The sequence below is a fragment of the Wolbachia endosymbiont (group A) of Urophora cardui genome (assembly GCF_964028435.1).
Taxonomy (GTDB): domain Bacteria; phylum Pseudomonadota; class Alphaproteobacteria; order Rickettsiales; family Anaplasmataceae; genus Wolbachia.
This window is the reverse complement of sequence record NZ_OZ034774.1, coordinates 238,169-255,802: the sequence shown is the minus strand read 5'-3', so window position 1 is coordinate 255,802 and position 17,634 is coordinate 238,169. Positions and strand designations below refer to the sequence as shown.

Annotated in this window: 17 protein-coding genes, 1 tRNA gene and 1 pseudogene; 6 read left to right on the top strand and 13 right to left on the bottom strand. The window is 35.0% G+C overall.

Features of this window, described 5'->3' with window-relative positions; all coding sequences use genetic code 11:
- The first annotated feature begins 62 nt into the window (after positions 1–62).
- On the top strand, positions 63–608 hold the full coding sequence (locus ABWU38_RS01275) for a hypothetical protein (RefSeq protein WP_265017317.1): 546 nt from the start codon (positions 63–65) through the stop codon (positions 606–608).
- Here ABWU38_RS01275 and dapA read toward each other — a convergent pair.
- From dapA to ABWU38_RS01220, 11 genes are all read right to left on the bottom strand, one after another.
- Positions 598–1,530 carry a 4-hydroxy-tetrahydrodipicolinate synthase gene (gene dapA, locus ABWU38_RS01270; protein ID WP_253309202.1) on the bottom strand — a complete coding sequence of 311 codons (933 nt, stop codon included), beginning with the start codon at positions 1,528–1,530 and terminating at the stop codon, positions 598–600. The two genes, ABWU38_RS01275 and dapA, sit on opposite strands and share 11 nt — an antisense overlap.
- A 9-nt stretch (positions 1,531–1,539) precedes the next feature.
- Positions 1,540–2,013 (bottom strand): single-stranded DNA-binding protein, encoded by a 474-nt coding sequence (gene ssb, locus ABWU38_RS01265; protein ID WP_096616007.1) that lies wholly within the window; start codon positions 2,011–2,013, stop codon positions 1,540–1,542.
- Between the two features lie 67 nt (positions 2,014–2,080).
- A tRNA-Arg gene (locus ABWU38_RS01260) sits at positions 2,081–2,154 on the bottom strand.
- A 110-nt stretch (positions 2,155–2,264) separates the two neighbouring features.
- The gene (locus tag ABWU38_RS01255) at positions 2,265–3,080 is read right to left on the bottom strand and encodes a hypothetical protein (protein WP_253309204.1); all 816 of its coding nucleotides are present in this window, start codon (positions 3,078–3,080) and stop codon (positions 2,265–2,267) included.
- A 4-nt stretch (positions 3,081–3,084) separates the two neighbouring features.
- Entirely contained in the window at positions 3,085–3,693 is a 609-nt protein-coding gene (locus ABWU38_RS01250; protein ID WP_253309205.1) for a hypothetical protein, read from the bottom strand.
- 4 nt (positions 3,694–3,697) lie between these two features.
- A complete protein-coding gene (locus ABWU38_RS01245) occupies positions 3,698–5,137 on the bottom strand; it encodes a hypothetical protein (RefSeq protein WP_253309206.1) in 1,440 nt (479 codons plus the stop codon).
- A 205-nt stretch (positions 5,138–5,342) separates the two neighbouring features.
- On the bottom strand, positions 5,343–5,468 hold the full coding sequence (locus ABWU38_RS01240) for a hypothetical protein (protein WP_264687919.1): 126 nt from the start codon (positions 5,466–5,468) through the stop codon (positions 5,343–5,345).
- On the bottom strand, positions 5,461–7,206 hold the full coding sequence (locus tag ABWU38_RS01235; protein WP_353272338.1) for a type I secretion system permease/ATPase: 1,746 nt from the start codon (positions 7,204–7,206) through the stop codon (positions 5,461–5,463). The genes ABWU38_RS01240 and ABWU38_RS01235 overlap by 8 nt, the downstream gene beginning before the upstream one ends.
- Positions 7,207–7,764: 558 nt before the next feature.
- Complete coding sequence (gene tsaD, locus ABWU38_RS01230; RefSeq protein ID WP_353272337.1) at positions 7,765–8,772, bottom strand: tRNA (adenosine(37)-N6)-threonylcarbamoyltransferase complex transferase subunit TsaD; 1,008 nt, start codon at positions 8,770–8,772, stop codon at positions 7,765–7,767.
- A 234-nt stretch (positions 8,773–9,006) separates the two neighbouring features.
- The gene (locus ABWU38_RS01225; protein ID WP_253309210.1) at positions 9,007–9,297 is read right to left on the bottom strand and encodes a GIY-YIG nuclease family protein; all 291 of its coding nucleotides are present in this window, start codon (positions 9,295–9,297) and stop codon (positions 9,007–9,009) included.
- A 213-nt stretch (positions 9,298–9,510) separates the two neighbouring features.
- A complete protein-coding gene (locus ABWU38_RS01220; RefSeq protein WP_353272336.1) occupies positions 9,511–10,248 on the bottom strand; it encodes a hypothetical protein in 738 nt (245 codons plus the stop codon).
- Between the two features lie 858 nt (positions 10,249–11,106).
- Here ABWU38_RS01220 and ABWU38_RS01215 point away from each other — a divergent pair.
- Both ABWU38_RS01215 and ABWU38_RS01210 read left to right on the top strand, forming a co-directional pair.
- On the top strand, positions 11,107–11,715 hold the full coding sequence (locus ABWU38_RS01215) for a superoxide dismutase (protein ID WP_264687915.1): 609 nt from the start codon (positions 11,107–11,109) through the stop codon (positions 11,713–11,715).
- Between the two features lies 1 nt (position 11,716).
- The gene (locus tag ABWU38_RS01210; protein ID WP_353272335.1) at positions 11,717–13,000 is read left to right on the top strand and encodes a M16 family metallopeptidase; all 1,284 of its coding nucleotides are present in this window, start codon (positions 11,717–11,719) and stop codon (positions 12,998–13,000) included.
- A 19-nt stretch (positions 13,001–13,019) separates the two neighbouring features.
- On the opposite strand, the pseudogene ABWU38_RS01205 reads toward ABWU38_RS01210, so the two are convergent.
- Both ABWU38_RS01205 and ABWU38_RS01200 read right to left on the bottom strand, forming a co-directional pair.
- A pseudogene (locus ABWU38_RS01205) lies at positions 13,020–13,493 on the bottom strand (transposase); the annotation flags it as partial.
- A gap of 43 nt (positions 13,494–13,536) precedes the next feature.
- Positions 13,537–14,496, bottom strand: a complete 960-nt coding sequence (locus tag ABWU38_RS01200; protein ID WP_353272271.1) for an IS5 family transposase — start codon at positions 14,494–14,496, stop codon at positions 13,537–13,539.
- 524 nt (positions 14,497–15,020) lie between these two features.
- Here ABWU38_RS01200 and murD point away from each other — a divergent pair.
- The 3 genes from murD to ABWU38_RS01185 all read left to right on the top strand — a co-directional run bounded on the left by murD (position 15,021) and on the right by ABWU38_RS01185 (position 17,612).
- A complete protein-coding gene (gene murD, locus ABWU38_RS01195) occupies positions 15,021–16,427 on the top strand; it encodes a UDP-N-acetylmuramoyl-L-alanine--D-glutamate ligase (RefSeq protein WP_353272334.1) in 1,407 nt (468 codons plus the stop codon).
- Between the two features lie 6 nt (positions 16,428–16,433).
- Positions 16,434–17,033, top strand: a complete 600-nt coding sequence (locus ABWU38_RS01190; protein WP_353272333.1) for a COQ9 family protein — start codon at positions 16,434–16,436, stop codon at positions 17,031–17,033.
- 147 nt (positions 17,034–17,180) lie between these two features.
- Positions 17,181–17,612, top strand: coding sequence for a hypothetical protein (locus ABWU38_RS01185; protein ID WP_353272332.1), 432 nt, complete (start codon positions 17,181–17,183; stop codon positions 17,610–17,612).
- The last annotated feature ends 22 nt before the right edge of the window (positions 17,613–17,634 follow it).

Here is a 17,634-nt window from a genome sequence, read left to right as displayed (position 1 = left end):
AACACGTCATACCGCGATTCATTCGCGGTATCTCGGCATAGATTCCACTAACTAGTAGCGGAATGACGAATTTGTCGTTTTTCAAATCGTCGGTAAACCTAAAAAAGTTTGCATCATATGCAGCAATAGCCATAGGGTCTGTAGGGCTTATAGCTAGTATCACAGCTCTTAAATATTGTCCTAGTTTACCGCCTTTGATCGCAGGGGGGATGATTGGCTCTATGCTCCCGCTAGTTGCGTGTACGCTTGTTGGCATTTTATTGCTTATAGATAGAAGCTCTCTCGATAAAATATACGGTAATATATATGACCAAAAAAAGATAAATGAAAAAGCTGAATTGTTTGATAAATTGAGTAAGTGTGTTTTACCTCTTATAGCAGGGGCTGTTGTTTCTTTTGGAGTTGGAGCAGGTTTAGCTGCCCTTGGCCTTGAATCGCCCCTAGCTATAGCCGTCTTAGCTGCAGTAGCATGCAAAGTTATTATGTCACTTTTTAGTGCAATAACTGAACGCTCTTCTTCTCCACCAACACCACCAGGTAGCTCGGTTGACAGCGGTGTGAAAGTTAATGGTGCTAGTGCAGGTTGTGTTCCTAGCCCTAGTCATTAGTCAGTTCTTTCCATCCAAGAATCATTTTATTGGCTTGCCTCAATTTTTCAACAGAAGGCAAGTCTTCTGTGCTGAGTGGTAGGCGGACAGTTTGATGTTCTATAAGACCAATATCATGCAAAAGTGCTTTAGTGGGTATTGGGTTGCTGGCAATAAATAGAGCTTTGCAAGCTTGTTGCCAGATATCTGTTGAACTTTTCATGTCATTTCCTGTCATTTGAGGAGTTGTTTTTTTTCTAGTTACGTGCTGGAATGACAGTAGGCATTGCTTAACATATTCATGTGCTACATGTGGCCAAACATTGGAAGCAACGGAAACCAGACCAGCCGCACCATAAGCGGCCATATCGGATATCATATTATCATCTCCGTAAAAGACCTCAATATTTGGAGCAACTTTCTTATACTGAGCTAAAGTATCAACGGTGCCACTTGAATCTTTGATAGCCCAAAATTTTTCGTGGCTGGATAAGTTGCGTACAGTTTCAGCGTGAAGACTCACTCCTGCTCTCGATGGAATATTGTAAAACATAGCCGGCACATGTGCTTTCTCAAGCAGCTTTTCAAACCATAAAGTCTGCCCCATAATTCCGGGCTTTGCATAAATGGGAGTTGTCATTAGATAGCCATGAATAGGCATACCCTTGCAAAAATCAAGCCATTCAAGAGTTTGATATAGATTCACTCCTGGTACACCAATTATAATTTTCGTATTTAATTTTAGCTTACATACAAATTCAACTAATGTACGCTTTTCAGAATCAGTAAGCGATAAGCCTTCACCTGTGCTACCCAGTAACACTACGCCATTTTCAGCTTCAGCTTGTATTGTAAGTAAACGCTGCAAACTGCGGTAATCTATGTCATCCCCATTGCAATTAAAAGGAGTAACACAAGCAGTCCATAAAAATATAAATTTCAATTTAAATTGTTAAAATGGTATTTCATCGTCGATTAGTTCATCTTTTATATCGTTGTCAAAACTTTCGTGCTTATTTTTTTGTTCTGTTTCATTTTGCTTGTATTCACTTGGCTTGTAATCGGAATTTGGTCGCGAATCCAAGAGAGTAAGAGCGCTATTAAAATTATATAGAACCACCTCTGTTGTGTATCTTTCACTACCGTTTTGGTCAGTCCATTTTCTAGTTCTCAAAGAACCTTCAACATAAACTTTACTGCCTTTGCGTGCAAAATCTTTGACGATTTTTACTAATCCTTCACTAAAAATTACAATATTATGCCATTCTGTCTTTTCAGAGCGCATACCGGAAAGTTTGTCAGTCCAACTTTCAGACGTGGCTATTGAAAAACTTGCCATCTCTTTTCCATTTTGTGTAGTCCTAATTTCAGGATCTTTTCCTAAATTACCAACTAATATGACTTTGTTTATGGTACCACCAGACATAATTATGCTCTAAATAAATCCCTTTATTATCTTATGTGAAAGTACTATTGTCAAATTTAATTAAAAGTGCGCTTGGAGGGATTCGAACCCACGGCCTTTGCCTCCGGAGGGCAACGCTCTATCCAACTGAGCTACAAGCGCATATATAGCTACCCACCCGCGGTATCTATGTTGAGATCCCGCTAACGAGCAGCGGGATGACGGTTTTTCAAATTGTCGGTAAACCTAAGTCACTTTGGCTATATACTAAATTATTTAATAGATAAGCTATCCAAGTCAAATTTTTGTTTTGGATAAAGCGTAAACATAACACTCCCATGTCCAAGATATACATTTTGAGAATCATTCGCATGCTTTTTTATTGCTTTTTGATCTACGGCCCATACAAAAGTCACACAATTTTCAGTGACTGAGTGCACCTTTAAGTCCTTAGTATTTATAAACAGCTTTCCATTTACCCATATTTTCCATGTATCGGAAGAAAGATATAAAATTGAGTCTAAACTCACTACCTTACAGTTGAAATTATCTGATACCTCCTCTTTTGCAGCTCTTGAAGACCGTAAATTGAACTTTTCCATTTCATTGACCATTCTATTAACTGGCTCTTCATCAAAAAAAATGCTTTTTACGTTACTATATTGTGACAAAACGTCAAAGTCACTTTCCACTGCTTCTCTTATTATATCGTCCCGATCTGTATAGCTTAGTTTTTGATTGTTAATAAAGAAACACTCTTTTGCACGCAAATTTGCTATATCAATAAAATCATCGATTTCTTGATTGCCAACTTTAAGAATACTTTCAAAATATCTTTTTTCTATCATCATTCCATACTGAGAATGATGACAAACCATTTCATCATCACCTTGTTTTTCTATATATACGCATAAATTTCCACTATTTAATCCTAATATTTTATGCTCAATAAAATCTTCATTGCCAATATATTGTCGGCAAGAATACTCCTTACAAATTTCTATGCTTTCTATGATATCTTCACAACTGCAATATGCATTAACATTGGAAATGAGTAGCGTAAAAATAAAAAACAGCTTTATGTTCATCACCTTATCTACTTAATATAGTATACCAATCAAAGACTATATTAACTCTCACTATCTCTATCATATTACCATTCAAAATTTGATTCATAGTTGCAGCATCAATATTTCTCTGCTTGTTTAAAATAAGAGATTTGATCATAACATAACCGGGCAGATTTGGAATAGACTGTAGAAATAAAAAAATATGCTTATCGCTGATTGAACTTAAATTTAGGACCACTTCACTTTTTATTACTTTTGTGCGTTCACTTTTGTTGTGGAGCTCAACTTCTTCGGGTATAGAAATTGATATTTCAGGTTCTAATATATAGTACTTTTTATATAACCTGCTAAGCTCGAAATTTAAATTTGCAATGTATCTGCTACTGTGTAAATTTGAAGAAGAAATTTTTTTCCATAAATCTAGGTTTTTATTTAGAACAACTTCCTTTTTTTGAATTCCAGTAATCTGTAAATTAATAGAACGTATTTTATCAATCGCAATTTGGTTTTTATTATAAACCTTTTCGTTATAGATAACAACATATGTTAATAACCCTATTAATCCAACAGATAATAACAAACACGATATAAACTGAATTGTAGCTTTTCTTTTTAATTGAGAGATAGTCATTAATCTACATTGCCTCTCCTATTTCAACATCAATAGATAGATTTTGCCCTTTAGCAGCAGGTAAGTTAGAAATATTAATGTCATAGGTACGAAAATTATCGTTTAAATTTTTTCGTAGTTTCTCGTATTGATAGGAAATATTTTTACCGGATCGAAAATTAAACCTTAAAGTTGTGGTAATATAACTTTTTGCCTCATTATAATTCCATTCAAATGATCGAAGCTCTATACCTGGTACTTTTAACTTTTCTACATACTTAACTTGTGTAAGAGGAGAGTATTCTATTTTTGATAAAATATTATTGATATTAATAAAATCATAAATTTCATCTATTTTTTTTACATTATAGCTTTGGCTAAGTTTTGTTAATTGGTTATTTAAGGTGCTCTGCTTTGCGGATAAATTATCAGCGACACTGAAGTTTGAATACAAATTTAGCAAACAAAGGGCGTTAATTACGACTAAAACCAAAGCGAAGTATAGAAAAATTTGAGGAGAGTTTAAATAAAGATAATTGAATAGATAAAATTCTTTAGTTTCCTTTGTATTAAAAATAGCTGCTAATTTATTCTTAAAGCTGTGAAACAAAATTATGGTATCGCAAAAGTTATCTTTTTCACTTATAGCTAGTTCTGCTCCTAATAGTTTGCCTAACTCATATGGAGTTAATATGTTCACACTGTTCTCTGAAAAATTTATGACTGATAAACTAGCTTTAATATCTTCTGACACTATGATGCAAAGGTCGATAGGGTTATTTTTTTCAAACCCAAACTTAGTTAAGGATCGAATAGTATCTTGCACTTCCTGATATATTCCACCAGCAATAATTCCTGGTAAATTATCATTAGTAAATGGTACTAAACGCGTAAATATCATTTTATTCTCTTTAAGAACCACTTGTCTATAGCCTCCCGTTTTAGTTGCAGCAACTATAATTTTCCAATTATTAGGATCTTTATGTAGAATCTTTTTTGTTATATTACTTATTTCTATAGGAAACATTAATATTCCCTTAAAGTTGGAGCCTATCTCAATAAACACATTCAACCAATATTCTACTAAATGCTTTGCTTTTGATGAAACAAGAAGATAGCACCAGTTTTGATTGAATTTGTTTGGCTTCTCAACCAAAAAAACTGAACTTATGTCATTATTACGAGAAAAATGCTCCATCTTTGTTTTTGCTGATAGATAGGCACTAATCTTGTTTGCCCTTGTAATAAACTGTAGCGAGTAATTTTGATCTGCATGATTAAGCACCAGGTATAAAGGTGCTTTTTTGTCTGATGAAAGACATGAAATTAAATCGGAAACTGCTTTATCGTTTTTGCCCTTAACAAAATACCTTTTATTTAAAGTATTATTTTTAAAATATAGTAACATTATGCCTTCTTCTCCAATAGAAAGCATAAACTTACTTTTGGATTTTGAACTAAACATATTAACAAAGCATATACTTATCTAGAATTAAAAAGGCAATTTATTGAAATTCATTAAACGTTAGAGGGAAATATTGTTATAAATTTTCGCAGCAACATTATTTATATTATAATTTTTTTATAAAATCACTACTAATATTAAGCTATTTAATTAATAAATTAAGAAAACTCATTAATTAGAAATATACACTATCTGCCGATTAACTTTAATTAATAGGAGTTATTAATCTATTTACTATTCTTGTAATATTATTTCTAATGGTAAACATTTCTAGTAATACTGGAACAGTTGTTATTTCAGATACAGAATTTAGTGTAAGTAAACTAACCATTTGCTGAAGAGCGCTCATCTTCTTTGGTATTTGATGATGGAGCAACTAATTTGCTCAAAATCTCATCTTTTGGTCCCATAGCGTAAATGACACCATCTGACATGAGGATCACCTTATCAACTACGGACAATAACGGTAGCTTGTGAGTGATGATAACAGTAGTAGTATTTTGCTTTCTTGCAATGCCAATTGCATTAATTAAGCATGCCTCTCCATTGCTATCTAAGTTAGCGTTTGGTTCATCAAGTACTAAAAGTTTTGTGTGACCATAAAAAGCTCTGGCAAGTCCAAGAAGCTGTTTTTGGCCGCCAGAGAGCGTTACTCCTCCAGGACCTCCTATTGTTGTATCATATCCATTTGGTAAGCTTAGTATTAGTTCATGTATTCCTGCAATTTTTGCTGCTTTGATTATTTCTTCAGGATTTGGATCTGGTCTCATGCGAGCAATATTAGCTTTGACACTAGTGTTAAATAACTCAATATCTTGAGGTAAGTAGCCAACATAATTACCAAAATTTTCTCGATTCCAAGTATATACATCAGCGCCATCTAGTCTGACTACACCAGATATTGGCTTCCATACACCAACAGTTAATTTTGCGATAGTGGATTTACCAGAAGCACTTGCACCAATCACACCTACTACGTCCCCTGGTTCTATAATAAATGATATTCCTTTTACTGTTGGCTTATTGCTTCCATAAGGAGTAAAAAATACTCTATCAAATTCCAATTTTCCTTCAGGTTCTGGTAGAGCCATCGTTTGCTCTCTTTTTGGTGATGTTAATATAAGTCTTTGTAGCCTTCCATATGACATTCTAGCCTGATTTAAAAACTTCCAAGTATGAACCGCAGCGTCAAATGGTGCTAATACTCTACCCATTAAAATTGAAGCAGCGATGATGCTACCAGCAGTTTTATGAGCTGTAATTGCAAGTAATGCACCTGTTCCAATTACTGATATTTGCAGAGTTGAGCGCAAAAACTTAGTGATTCCAGTAATTACATTAGAGCGATTTTGTGCTTTAATTTGCATTGCTCGATTCTGATCATTTCGTTTACACCAATCAGAGACTATGAATTCTGACATGCCCATAGCTTCAACTACTTCTGCATTTCTTGTTGCAACATCTATAGCATTGATATTCCGTATAGTTTCTTCGTTGGTTTCTTGTAATATTCGTTTAGTGGCAAGTTCATTCCATATTGCCATAGAGACTAATATAATGATTCCAGCAATAGCTATAAACCCCGTGGAGGTGTGTATCATGAAAATCACAACAAGGTAAATTAACGACCATGGAGTATCAAACAGTGAGAATATACCATTTCCTGTAATGAAATTTTTTATTACCCCGAGATCTCGTATTGCTTCACCACTTGAAGTTGAGCTCTGCACTGACGTTAGCCTGATTGACCTTACTATCAGATCTGGTGTTGCAGTTTTATCGATCCAATCACCTATTTTTGCCATGGCTAAATATCGACAAGTTTCAAGCATTGCAGAACATGCAAATGCAGATAAAGTGATAATTGTCAGCATAGTTAGTGTTAATACACTTTCGCTTGATATCACCCGATCAAGCACTTGAGAGGTATAAAGTGGTAGAAATAACATTAATAAATTGATTCCCGCACTAAACCAAAAGATAAACCAAAATGCACTTTTGCATTTTTCTAGGCAAATATATAGAGTACTTTGCTTCAATTCTTTTTTTATTGATGGCGTAATTTCCACAATCTTCCTCTTAATTTAATTACATGCACCATATACAATTTTTATTACAAAAATATTAATAACGGCAGTTAGCCTGCTTTAAGTGAGTAAAATATTAATATATGTGAATAGGAAATATAAACAATGGTAAAAAGAAGTATAGTTAATATTTCCTTCATTGCCTATAGCTGAGCTACGTCATACCGCCGCGGCGCTAACAAGAGATCCCGCTAACAAGCAGCGGGATGACGAGGTATAAACCATCGTCATGCAGCCGCAAACCGTCATACCGCGATTTATTCGCGGTATCTCATCCGCTAACAAGCAGCGGAATGACAGCAATCCTACGTCATACCGCCACGGCGCTAACAAGAGAACCCGCTAACACGTAGCGGGATGACGGTTGTCAGGGTAGCTGTCATCCCTTGTGGAAATTGTTCTCAAATCACAATGTTCGTACAGCTATAGATTCATTCGCGGCGTAGATTCCGCTAACACGTAGCGGAATGACGAATTTGTCGTTTTTCAAATCGTCGGTAAACCTAAGTCACTTTAGCTATAATTCAGAATTGAGAGTTTTTAATAACTTTCTAACTCCCACTTAGGTCTTGGTGCAAAATTAAGTGGATCTATATAATTCTTCTGTAACCTTTCAATTCCTGCCCATCCAACCATTACTGCATTGTCTGTACATAGATTATTAGGGGGGAAAAATATGTTTAAGTTTATGTGTTCTTTCAGTTTTTCTCTCAAAAAATTATTTGCTGCAACTCCGCCGGTAATCACAAAGTCATTGATTTTGATATTTAAAGATTCGGCCATAATAATCGCATTACTAACCCTGTCCAGCAGTATGTCACTAATACACTCTTGAAACGAAGCACACACATCACACACATCTTGCTCGCTCATTTCGAGTTTCTGCACTAAGTTTTTTACTGCTGTCTTGATTCCAGAAAACGAAAAGTTACATCCAGAACGTTTTATCATCGCCCTTGGCAGTTTAAATCTTGCACCATTGCCTTTTTTAGCTAACTTTTCAATTAATGGCCCTCCGGGATAGCTTAAACCCAGCATCTTAGCAACTTTATCAAATGCTTCTCCTAACGAGTCATCAAGTGTCTCCCCGAGTTTAATATATTTACCTACATCCTGTGCAATTAAAAATTGACAGTGACCACCTGATATTAATAGAACTAAAAACGGAAATTTCACCTCATGCAGTAACCTAATAACTAATGCATGCGCTTCTAAGTGATTCACTGCAATGAACGGTTTTTGTGCTACATGCGCAATTGCTTTAGCCATCATTGTACCAACTATTAATCCACCTATGAGTCCTGGTCCTGATGTTGCTGCAATTGCACTGAGATCACAAAAGTTAAGGTTAGATTTTTCCACGGCGCTTTTTATTAGACCACTTAAATGCTCCATATGAGCACGTGAGGCTATTTCAGGGATCACCCCACCGCGTTTTTTGTGTTCTGCTTGGGAGAGAATTTCGTGAGCAAGGACTTGCTTGTCACTATTTACAATCGCTACTGCAGTTTCATCGCAGCTTGTTTCAACAGCTAAAATGGTTTTCATGTATATTCGAGCACTTTATTATAAAAACTATACCTTGAAACGCTGTAGAAGTTAACTGCAAAGTTAACTTCTATAGCTAAAAGATTTACCGACAACCGTCATTCCGCTGCTTGTTAGCTGATGAGATACCGCGAATGAATCTACAATCGTATGAACATTGCGCTATTGAGATGGAGCACTTTCTTGTTATTCCAGGTCTCCTCTCTCGTCATCCCAGTGCGTGACACTGGGATCTCACTTAGTAATTTCGTAATATAAATCATACCAATTTGGGTTTTTTCTTGCAACTAAATTGATTTTCCATTCCCTTCTCCAACTTTTTAGAAGTTTTTCTCTATCAAGAGCCGAATCTACGTCTTGAAATTCTTCAAAATAAACTAATTTTTGTACATTATATTTCGACGTAAAACCGGGAATAACCTTGTTCTTATGCTCCCAAATTCGTTTAATTAAATTCGACGTAACACCTATACATAGAGCCTTATTGTGTCTACTTGCAAGTATATAAATATAATAGTTTTTCATAAAATTTAGATCCCAGTGTCACGCACTGGGATGACAGGAAGAGGAGACTGAGATGACAGGAAGAGGAGACTGAGATGACAAATGTGAGTGCTGATGTAACAAATGTAAATGCTTGAATGACATCAATAATTATATACATTTTATCACTAAACTAGACGTTCGTACAGTCGTGGAATGAATTGCGGTATGACGTAGGAAAACCTGCACTATAAGCTAATCATCATCTCCAAATATGGAGCTAATTTTTTTGCCCCCAGGAGAAAATTTATTAGTCCAACTGCTTTGCACTTTGGTTACGTCTTTAGTGGCGGTTTTATTGCTGTATTCCTTGATTTCCTTATCTATTCTATCCATCATTTGTGGATCCAGGCAGCTCTTTTTCCATTGATCAGTAGCAAGGAACACTTTGTTTAAATCTTGAGTGCGAATTAAGTATTCTTTATCCTTAGGATAAACCTCTTGTGCCCAAGCAAATAGCTCAAAATAGCGTGCAAACAATTCAGATGCGCGTGACTTTGCAGTTTGATAAGCTTGTATCTCCTTAAATATAACTTGGCTAATAATTTTCTGCACAAGAACATTTGCTTGCCTTAAATTCTGCTCAATATCCTGGTAAACCTTATGGAGAAATTCCTGCTCTAGGCTCAAGTTAAGCTCATTTTCAACCATATGTAAAAGTTCATGCACTATAATGTATGGATTTGACCTTCTCAGCACAATAACATACCTATTTACACCGGAAGACCTGATTGTCTTACACACCCCTTCTTCCATATCCACTAATCCCTCTTGGTATATTTCAAACGAAAGCTTATTTTGCTTTATTAGTGATAAAGTGAGGTTTAATGTGTTTCTAAACTTCTCAAATTGATAGAGATACTCAATATATCGTATTGCATTTTCACTGCTTCCTACTTTAGTCGCTTGTTTGATTAAATTCCTGATTAGCATGCCTTATTATTAAAGGAATTTTTTTTTATACTCAAGAGCTATAAAGTGTTTTTTAGGAAATCTCATTGCATAGCTAAAGTAATTCAGGTTTACTGACAACCGTCATACCGCTAACACGTAGCGGGATGACGAGATGCCACCGCGAACCGTCATACCGTCACGAACCGTCATACCGCGATTCATTCGCGGTATCTCTTAGCATAGATCCCGCTAACAAGTAGCGGGATGACGATTGTCGATGAACCTAAGTTACTTTAGCTATAAACATTAAGAAATTTACTAAACGAAGAAAAAAGGCAAAAGAAGCCCTGGTCATTATCTATTTTCAGTATTTGGCGTTTTTTAAGTCTTAAACACTGCAATTTAGCTGCTTTTAAATGCAACTCACCTTAGTTTAAATGTTTAAGAAATTTACTAAGCAGAAAAAAAGGCAAAAGAAACCCCGCGTTAGCTAGTTGTCACTCTCTAATCCTGCAAATTGGCGTACTATACTGTCTTAAACGACTTATAAGCGCGTTTCAGCTTGTGTAGGTAAAAACCTAGAAATATTGTGAAGACATAAGGTGCACATAGTGCGAAAAATTAAAAATAAGACGCCAAGTACGTTGTTTTTTTGCTGTTTAATCTGCACAGATGAAGATAACTGAATACCTTCAATACCATGATAAGGGGGCTGGCGGAGTTTGTCAAGGAAGTTTTTGTATTTAATCCGTTTCTATGGCTTATATAATAATCATTATTGTGATATAAAACTTAGAATAATGCAATAGATACCTAATGTTTTAGCTATTAATTATATGTTGCACAAGAGCACATATTACAATACCATCCAAGTAGGTCAAAAATAAGGAGATTGTCATGAGTTTTACTTTACCTGAATTACCATATGATAAAACAGCTTTGGAGCCTTACATATCTGCAAAAACCTTAGATTTTCATTATGATAAGCACCACAAAGGATATTTAAATAAACTCAACGAGCTAGTTGAAAATACAGATTATCAACATGTGAAAATTGAGGAATTAATAACAAAAGTGCATGGTAATAGCGATAAAGTTCCCATATTTAATAACGCAGCGCAAGTTTGGAACCACACTTTTTATTGGAATTCAATGAAGAAGAATGGTGGTGGTAAACCTAAAGATGATGGTTTTCTGGCAAAAAAAATTCAAGATGATATCGGTGGTTTTGATAAGTTTTGTGGGGAATTTGCCAATCATGGAGTAAGCCAATTTGGTAGTGGATGGGTATGGTTAGTGCTCGAAAAAGGAAAGCTCAAAATCACCAAAACTCCAAATGCAGATTTGCCATTAATTTATGGCCAAGTTCCATTACTCACTATGGATGTCTGGGAGCACGCCTATTATTTAGATTGTCAAAACCGTAGAATTGACTACATAAAAGTTTTCCTTGACCATTTGATTAATTGGGATTTTGCAGAAGAAAATTTAAAAAAGAATACATAAGATGAATACACCTCAGGTAACAAAATTAGATAATGGTCTGCGCATAATAACTGAGCAGGTGCGTGATGTTGATTCCGTAGCTTTAAGCATACGAGTTGGTGTTGGCAGTAGAGCGGAAAGTGCAAATCAAAATGGAATATCCCATTTTCTAGAACACATGGCTTTCAAAGGAACGAAGACAAGAACTGCGTTTGAAATTGCAAAAGCTTTTGACGACATAGGTGGGGTTTTCAACGCCAGCACCGGTAGGGAAAGCACCACCTATTATGCAAAAGTCCTCAAGAAAGACATAAAAACTGGTATTGATATATTAATAGATATATTGATGAATTCAACATTTCCAGAAGATGAATTGGAACGTGAGAAGGGCGTTGTAATACAAGAGATTTTTCAAACTAATGATTCACCAAGTGACATTGTTTTCGATAAATATTTTGAGGCAGCTTATGAAGATCAACCTTTCGGCAGGTCAATCTTAGGCACGCAAGATACTGTAAAATCTTTTACTCGAGAAGATCTAAATAACTACATAAATGAGCATTACTTTGGCGAGAATATGCTATTTGCCGTTGCAGGAAATGTTGAACATGAAGAAGTTGTTGCATTAACCAAAGATTTTCTCTCAAAGATTCATTCTAAAAAGCTGAAAAAAAGCCAAAATGCGACGAGCTACACTGGTGGTGAGTATTTAGAACATCGTAAATTAGATCAGGTGCACTTGCTAATTGGTCTACCTAGCGTTTCTCGTTATGACGATAAATATCACACGTTTCAAGTGCTTGATTCTATATTAGGGAGCGGAATGTCATCACGTCTGTTCCAGGAAGTAAGGGAAAAGCAGGGATTAGCTTACTCTGTTTATTCATTTAATTCCAGCTACACTGATACAGGGATGTTTTCCATTTTTGCTGGCACAGATAGTAGTAACTTAGATAAGCTTTTAAAATCTATGACGACAGAGTTGAAGAAGCTGTCTACAGATAATCTGAGGGAAGAAGAAGTAAATAGAGTGAAAGAGCGAATAAAATCCCAAATTTTAATGTCACGCGAAAGTGTTAGCTCACGCGCTGAAACATTGGGGCACTACTATGGTAACTATAATAGGTACATCAGTAAAAATGAATTAATAGAAAAAATTAGTGCAGTTACCACTGCTAACGTAAAAAAAGCAGCAAAAGAATTGTTATCTCAGCATGAAAAAACCACTCTAGCTGCAATTGGAGAAATTAAATCATTGCCAAGTTACGATAAAGTGGTTTCTATGCTTAAAGGGAGTATTAAATAAACTGTGTCAAACCGCATTTTTAGTTCAACTCAATTTTCAATCTGCCAGGAAAGAAAACATCAAGTTGAGAGATAGTTAATGCCCAATCATGTACAGGCATCGTCCACTTTTCCTCTGCCTTCTTTATAGCACAATATACCTGCTTATACAAGGCATTTATGCTGGTAAATGAGCCTTTGGTCTTAGTGAATTTCCTAATTTGCCTATGTAGCCCCTCTATGGGATTGGTGGTGTAGATTATCCTCCTAACTGGACCAGAATACTTAAAATAACCAGACAAGTTTTCCCAATTATTCTGCCAAGATTTTATAACCATAGGGTACTTTGTGCCCCATTTTTCATCCAATTCCAACAGATAATTCTCGGCAATTTCCTTGCTTGAAGCTTGATATACCTTCTTTAAATCGCTCAAAAAACTCTTCGCATCTTTACTGGCCACATACTTCAGTGAGTTGCGTATCTGATGCACTATACACATCTGCACTTCCGCATGGCTTTGTTGCATAGCACTGATAGGCATGTAAATCACAGTGAATTTACGCAGCTAATTTAAATTTAGCCATACCTATATCAGTAAATTTGTTCAATAAGTAGCACTTAATTAACAGCTCTTTTTCACGATTTACCTCTGATTTATTTTTCAAGCCAAACCCAAATATTTGCTTCAACCTATAGAAAAAGACTTCAATATAAGACCGTGCTCCATACTTAACTTTTTTCTTCCATTCATTAATACCATCTTCATAATTCTCATATGACCTAATTCTACTAATATACTTGTTTCTTTCTGATAAGTAGTCAGCTAAACAAATTTTAGTATCCTTCCTAGGGCGAATAATAGGCACAATATTGTATTTTCTGCATTCTTTATACACACTTTTTATATCATAAGCCGCATCTGCTCGAATAGAACAAATGTTATATTTATCACTGACTTCTTCTAACATATCGCAGACCGGCAAATAGTCTACAGCAACACCACTAGTGTAGTTCATGCTTATTGCTTTCTTATCATTTATGTTTAAAACAACATGTAATTTTCTTACTTGACCATAACCACTGTATTTTCTTTTTCGAATATTAAGCTTACTATGCCCACCGTTCTTATTGTAGATACTAACTCTAGTGCTATCTACGGCAATTTCAACATTTTCCAGATCATCTTTATTGCTTCTATGGTCATCAATCTTCAAATTAAGCTTTTTAAATCTTCTGGAAGCTTGTGTATAGCTGATAATCTTAAGTTTTTTGCCTATTTGTACCATATAACCTTTTACAAAACCTACAGCTTGTCTCAAGCCAATTCTAAAAAGATGAACTATTATGTGTATTAAAATTACAACTTTATCACTATAAGTGTTATTGCCACCTGCAACTTTTGGACTATTTTCATACCAATTTTCTATGGCTTGATTAACAAAATGAAAAACATTTCCTCTTTTTTTGAGAAACTCGTTATATTCTCTTTGGTTACTTACTCTCATTTTTTGTGGCATAAGTTGTACTTGTTTGAAAAATGCCTATTTTACAACAAAATGCGTTAGTAGCCATATATTAAAAAGCTTTTCTTCTTACAATAACCTCAACCAACACTAGCTATGCAACAAAGCCATGCGGGATGACGGTTGTCGTTTAGCTATAAATATTTAAGAAATTTACCAAACGAAAAAAAAGGCAAAAGAAGCCCCGAGTAGCGAGTTTTGACTCTATATTACTGTAAGTGGCGCTGTAATAATGTGCTGACGCTTAGTTTAAGCGCGATTTGGCTGAATGTAGAAAAAATTTAAAAGACATGCAGCCGCTATAATTTTATGTAATCCGCCAATAAATACCTGAGTTTTTTTACTGAATTTTGTTGTTGAGCCCGCGCGGATCAAAAACAAGTTTTGAGTCATAAATACCCTTAATACTACAATAAGGGGGCTGGCGGAGTTTGTCAAGGAAGTTTTTTCGTTTCTACTGAATGACAGTTGTGACCTATGCAAGAAGTCTGTTGTAGTTTGTACGATATCTTTATAAAATGGTTCGCATAAGTTATCTAGCAGTGCAACTAAACAAATACAAAAATCAAAACGTCGCGGTTTTTGGTCTTGGTAAAACTGGTTTATCCGCCATTAACGCTCTAATAAAGAGTGGTGCAAGAATATATGCATGGGATGATCATGAAGAGCAAATAGCAAATGCAAAAATGATGTATAAAAAATGTAATTTTATTCATCCCAAGGAATACAATTGGCATGAGATCAGTGCATTGGTTTTAAGCCCTGGAGTGCCAACAGAGCCACATTGGATAGTAAAACTTGCAAGGAGATTTGATTGCAAAATAAAATCAGACATTGAGCTATTTCTTGAAGCTAAAACTACGAACCAGAAGGTAATAGGCATCACAGGAACAAATGGTAAATCAACCACTACATCACTAATAGGGCACATATTAAAATCTGCAGGGAAAAAAGTAGCTATTGGTGGAAATTTAGGCGTTCCTGTTTTGGATCTAGAAAGAGATGCAGAAATTTATGTAATTGAATTTTCCTCTTTTCAATTGGAGTTGATGAATGAAATTAACGTGGACATTTCAGCACTGCTCAATATTACACCAGATCACATAGATAGGCATGGAAGTATGGAGAACTACATAGCAACTAAATTAAAACTGATAAACGGTAGTGAGGTTGCCGTAATAGGATGTGACAATGAGATTACTGCTGACATATTCAACAAATTCACTGGAAACAAAATTCCAATCTCAGCTTCGATGTCATCCTCTTTGTCATTCCAGCCACTTCTTTTGTCATCCCAGTGCTTGACTACTCGGATCCAGAAGATCTCGTTAAAACTAGAGAGTCATAGCTTATCAGTAAGCGACGTGAAAATAAACCTAATATCCAACGCAGAAAACATAGCAGCCGCATATGACGTATGTAAGCTACTTGGAGTAGATAGCAACACTATTATCAATGGAATCAAGTCCTTTTCAGGACTGAGGCATAGGAATGAACTGCTTGGCAAAATAAGAAATGTGTTTTTCGTGAACGATAGCAAAGCAACTAATGCAAAGTCGAGCGAAAAGGCGATCTTATCTTATGAAAACATAAATTGGATCGTTGGTGGAAGAAGCAAAAAAGGTGGAATAGAATCATTAAGCAAGCATTTCACGAGGATTAGAAAAGCTTTTCTTATTGGAGAATCAACCGAAGCCTTTGCAAACACTATGGAGAATAAAGTAGATTATGTTAGATGTTGCAATCTAGAAGATGCATTCAGATTGGCTTTTGAAGAGGCCTTAAATAGCGCAGAAGAAGTAACTATATTACTTTCTCCCGCGTGTGCTTCTTTTGATCAATGGAAAAATTTCGAGGAACGTGGTGAAGCATTTTGTAGAATGTTTGAAAATCTCAGGTACAATCACACATGCTGTTTAGTATAATGTTGCGTGGAACAAGATGAAATAAAGTTAATAATAGATAAGCTAATTATGGTTATTCCATTTGAAGGGATAAGCGATGAAACCCTATTAAAAATTTGCACAGACCTTAATCTAGCTAATAGCTTTTGCAAATTTCAGAATGGAATATATAGCGCTTTGGAGCACATAGCAGAGGACTTAAATAGCTCAATGGAAGCTGAACTAAGAAATTCCAATTTAGAAGATATGAAAGTGCGAGAGCGGGTAAAATTAGCTATTCAAATACGCCTTTCAAACTACGCTAAGCTACCGAATTATAGAGAACTTTTAAAAAATGTTTTATCATTCTCCGTATCACCAAAAAATACATATTTTTCTAGTAAACTTTTATACAGAACTATTAGCGCGATTTGGTATGGCATTCATGACCAATCAACAGATTTTAACTACTATACAAAAAGAGCAATATTAGCTGGAGTGTACTTAAGTACGATACTTTTTTTTATCAATGATTATTCAGAAGATTTTGCGGATACTTTATCGTTTCTTGATAACCGTATCAACAATGTCATGACATTTCAAAAATTCAAAACTCGCTTAAAAGGAATCATAGGAAATTTCTTATAAGCTTTTCATCATACTGGTTATTCATATTTATATTCTCTTGTTTTTTTTTGATCTTTATGTTAAAATAACTAAATATTCATTAACGATAAAATGAAAGTTATTTATCATACCAATAGTGATATCAAGCCAGAAAAAAATACAAAACACGTGATAAACTTTTTTGGAGTACTTGGGTGTATTAAGGTTAATGCTCGTGGTAAAAATCCACTTAAGGGACAAGAAAGTAAGTTAGTTAAGCATTATTTTGACTATCCCTATTTCTCTAGAATTGTTAATCCAAGATTCTTTCAAGAAGAATTAAATGCTGAAGAAAAAAAATTCAATAGGAGAATAATCTCACTATGGTTATGTTCTGCTATATTGTCCACTGCTTCTATTGTGTCGTTATACTTGGCATACCAGAATCAAAAATCAAAAAAGGTACTTACAGGGTTAGCTTTTGCATCAGTAGTGCTATCAATTTTGGCTACCATATGTTTTATCGTACTTTGCCTATGGATGCTTTTTGACTTTATTAAGAAGAGATTTGTAGTACACAGAATTAAAAGCTTTTTAGAAAATGAAGTCAGCCCTGAGTAGATAAAGCGTTATAAAAAAGAAC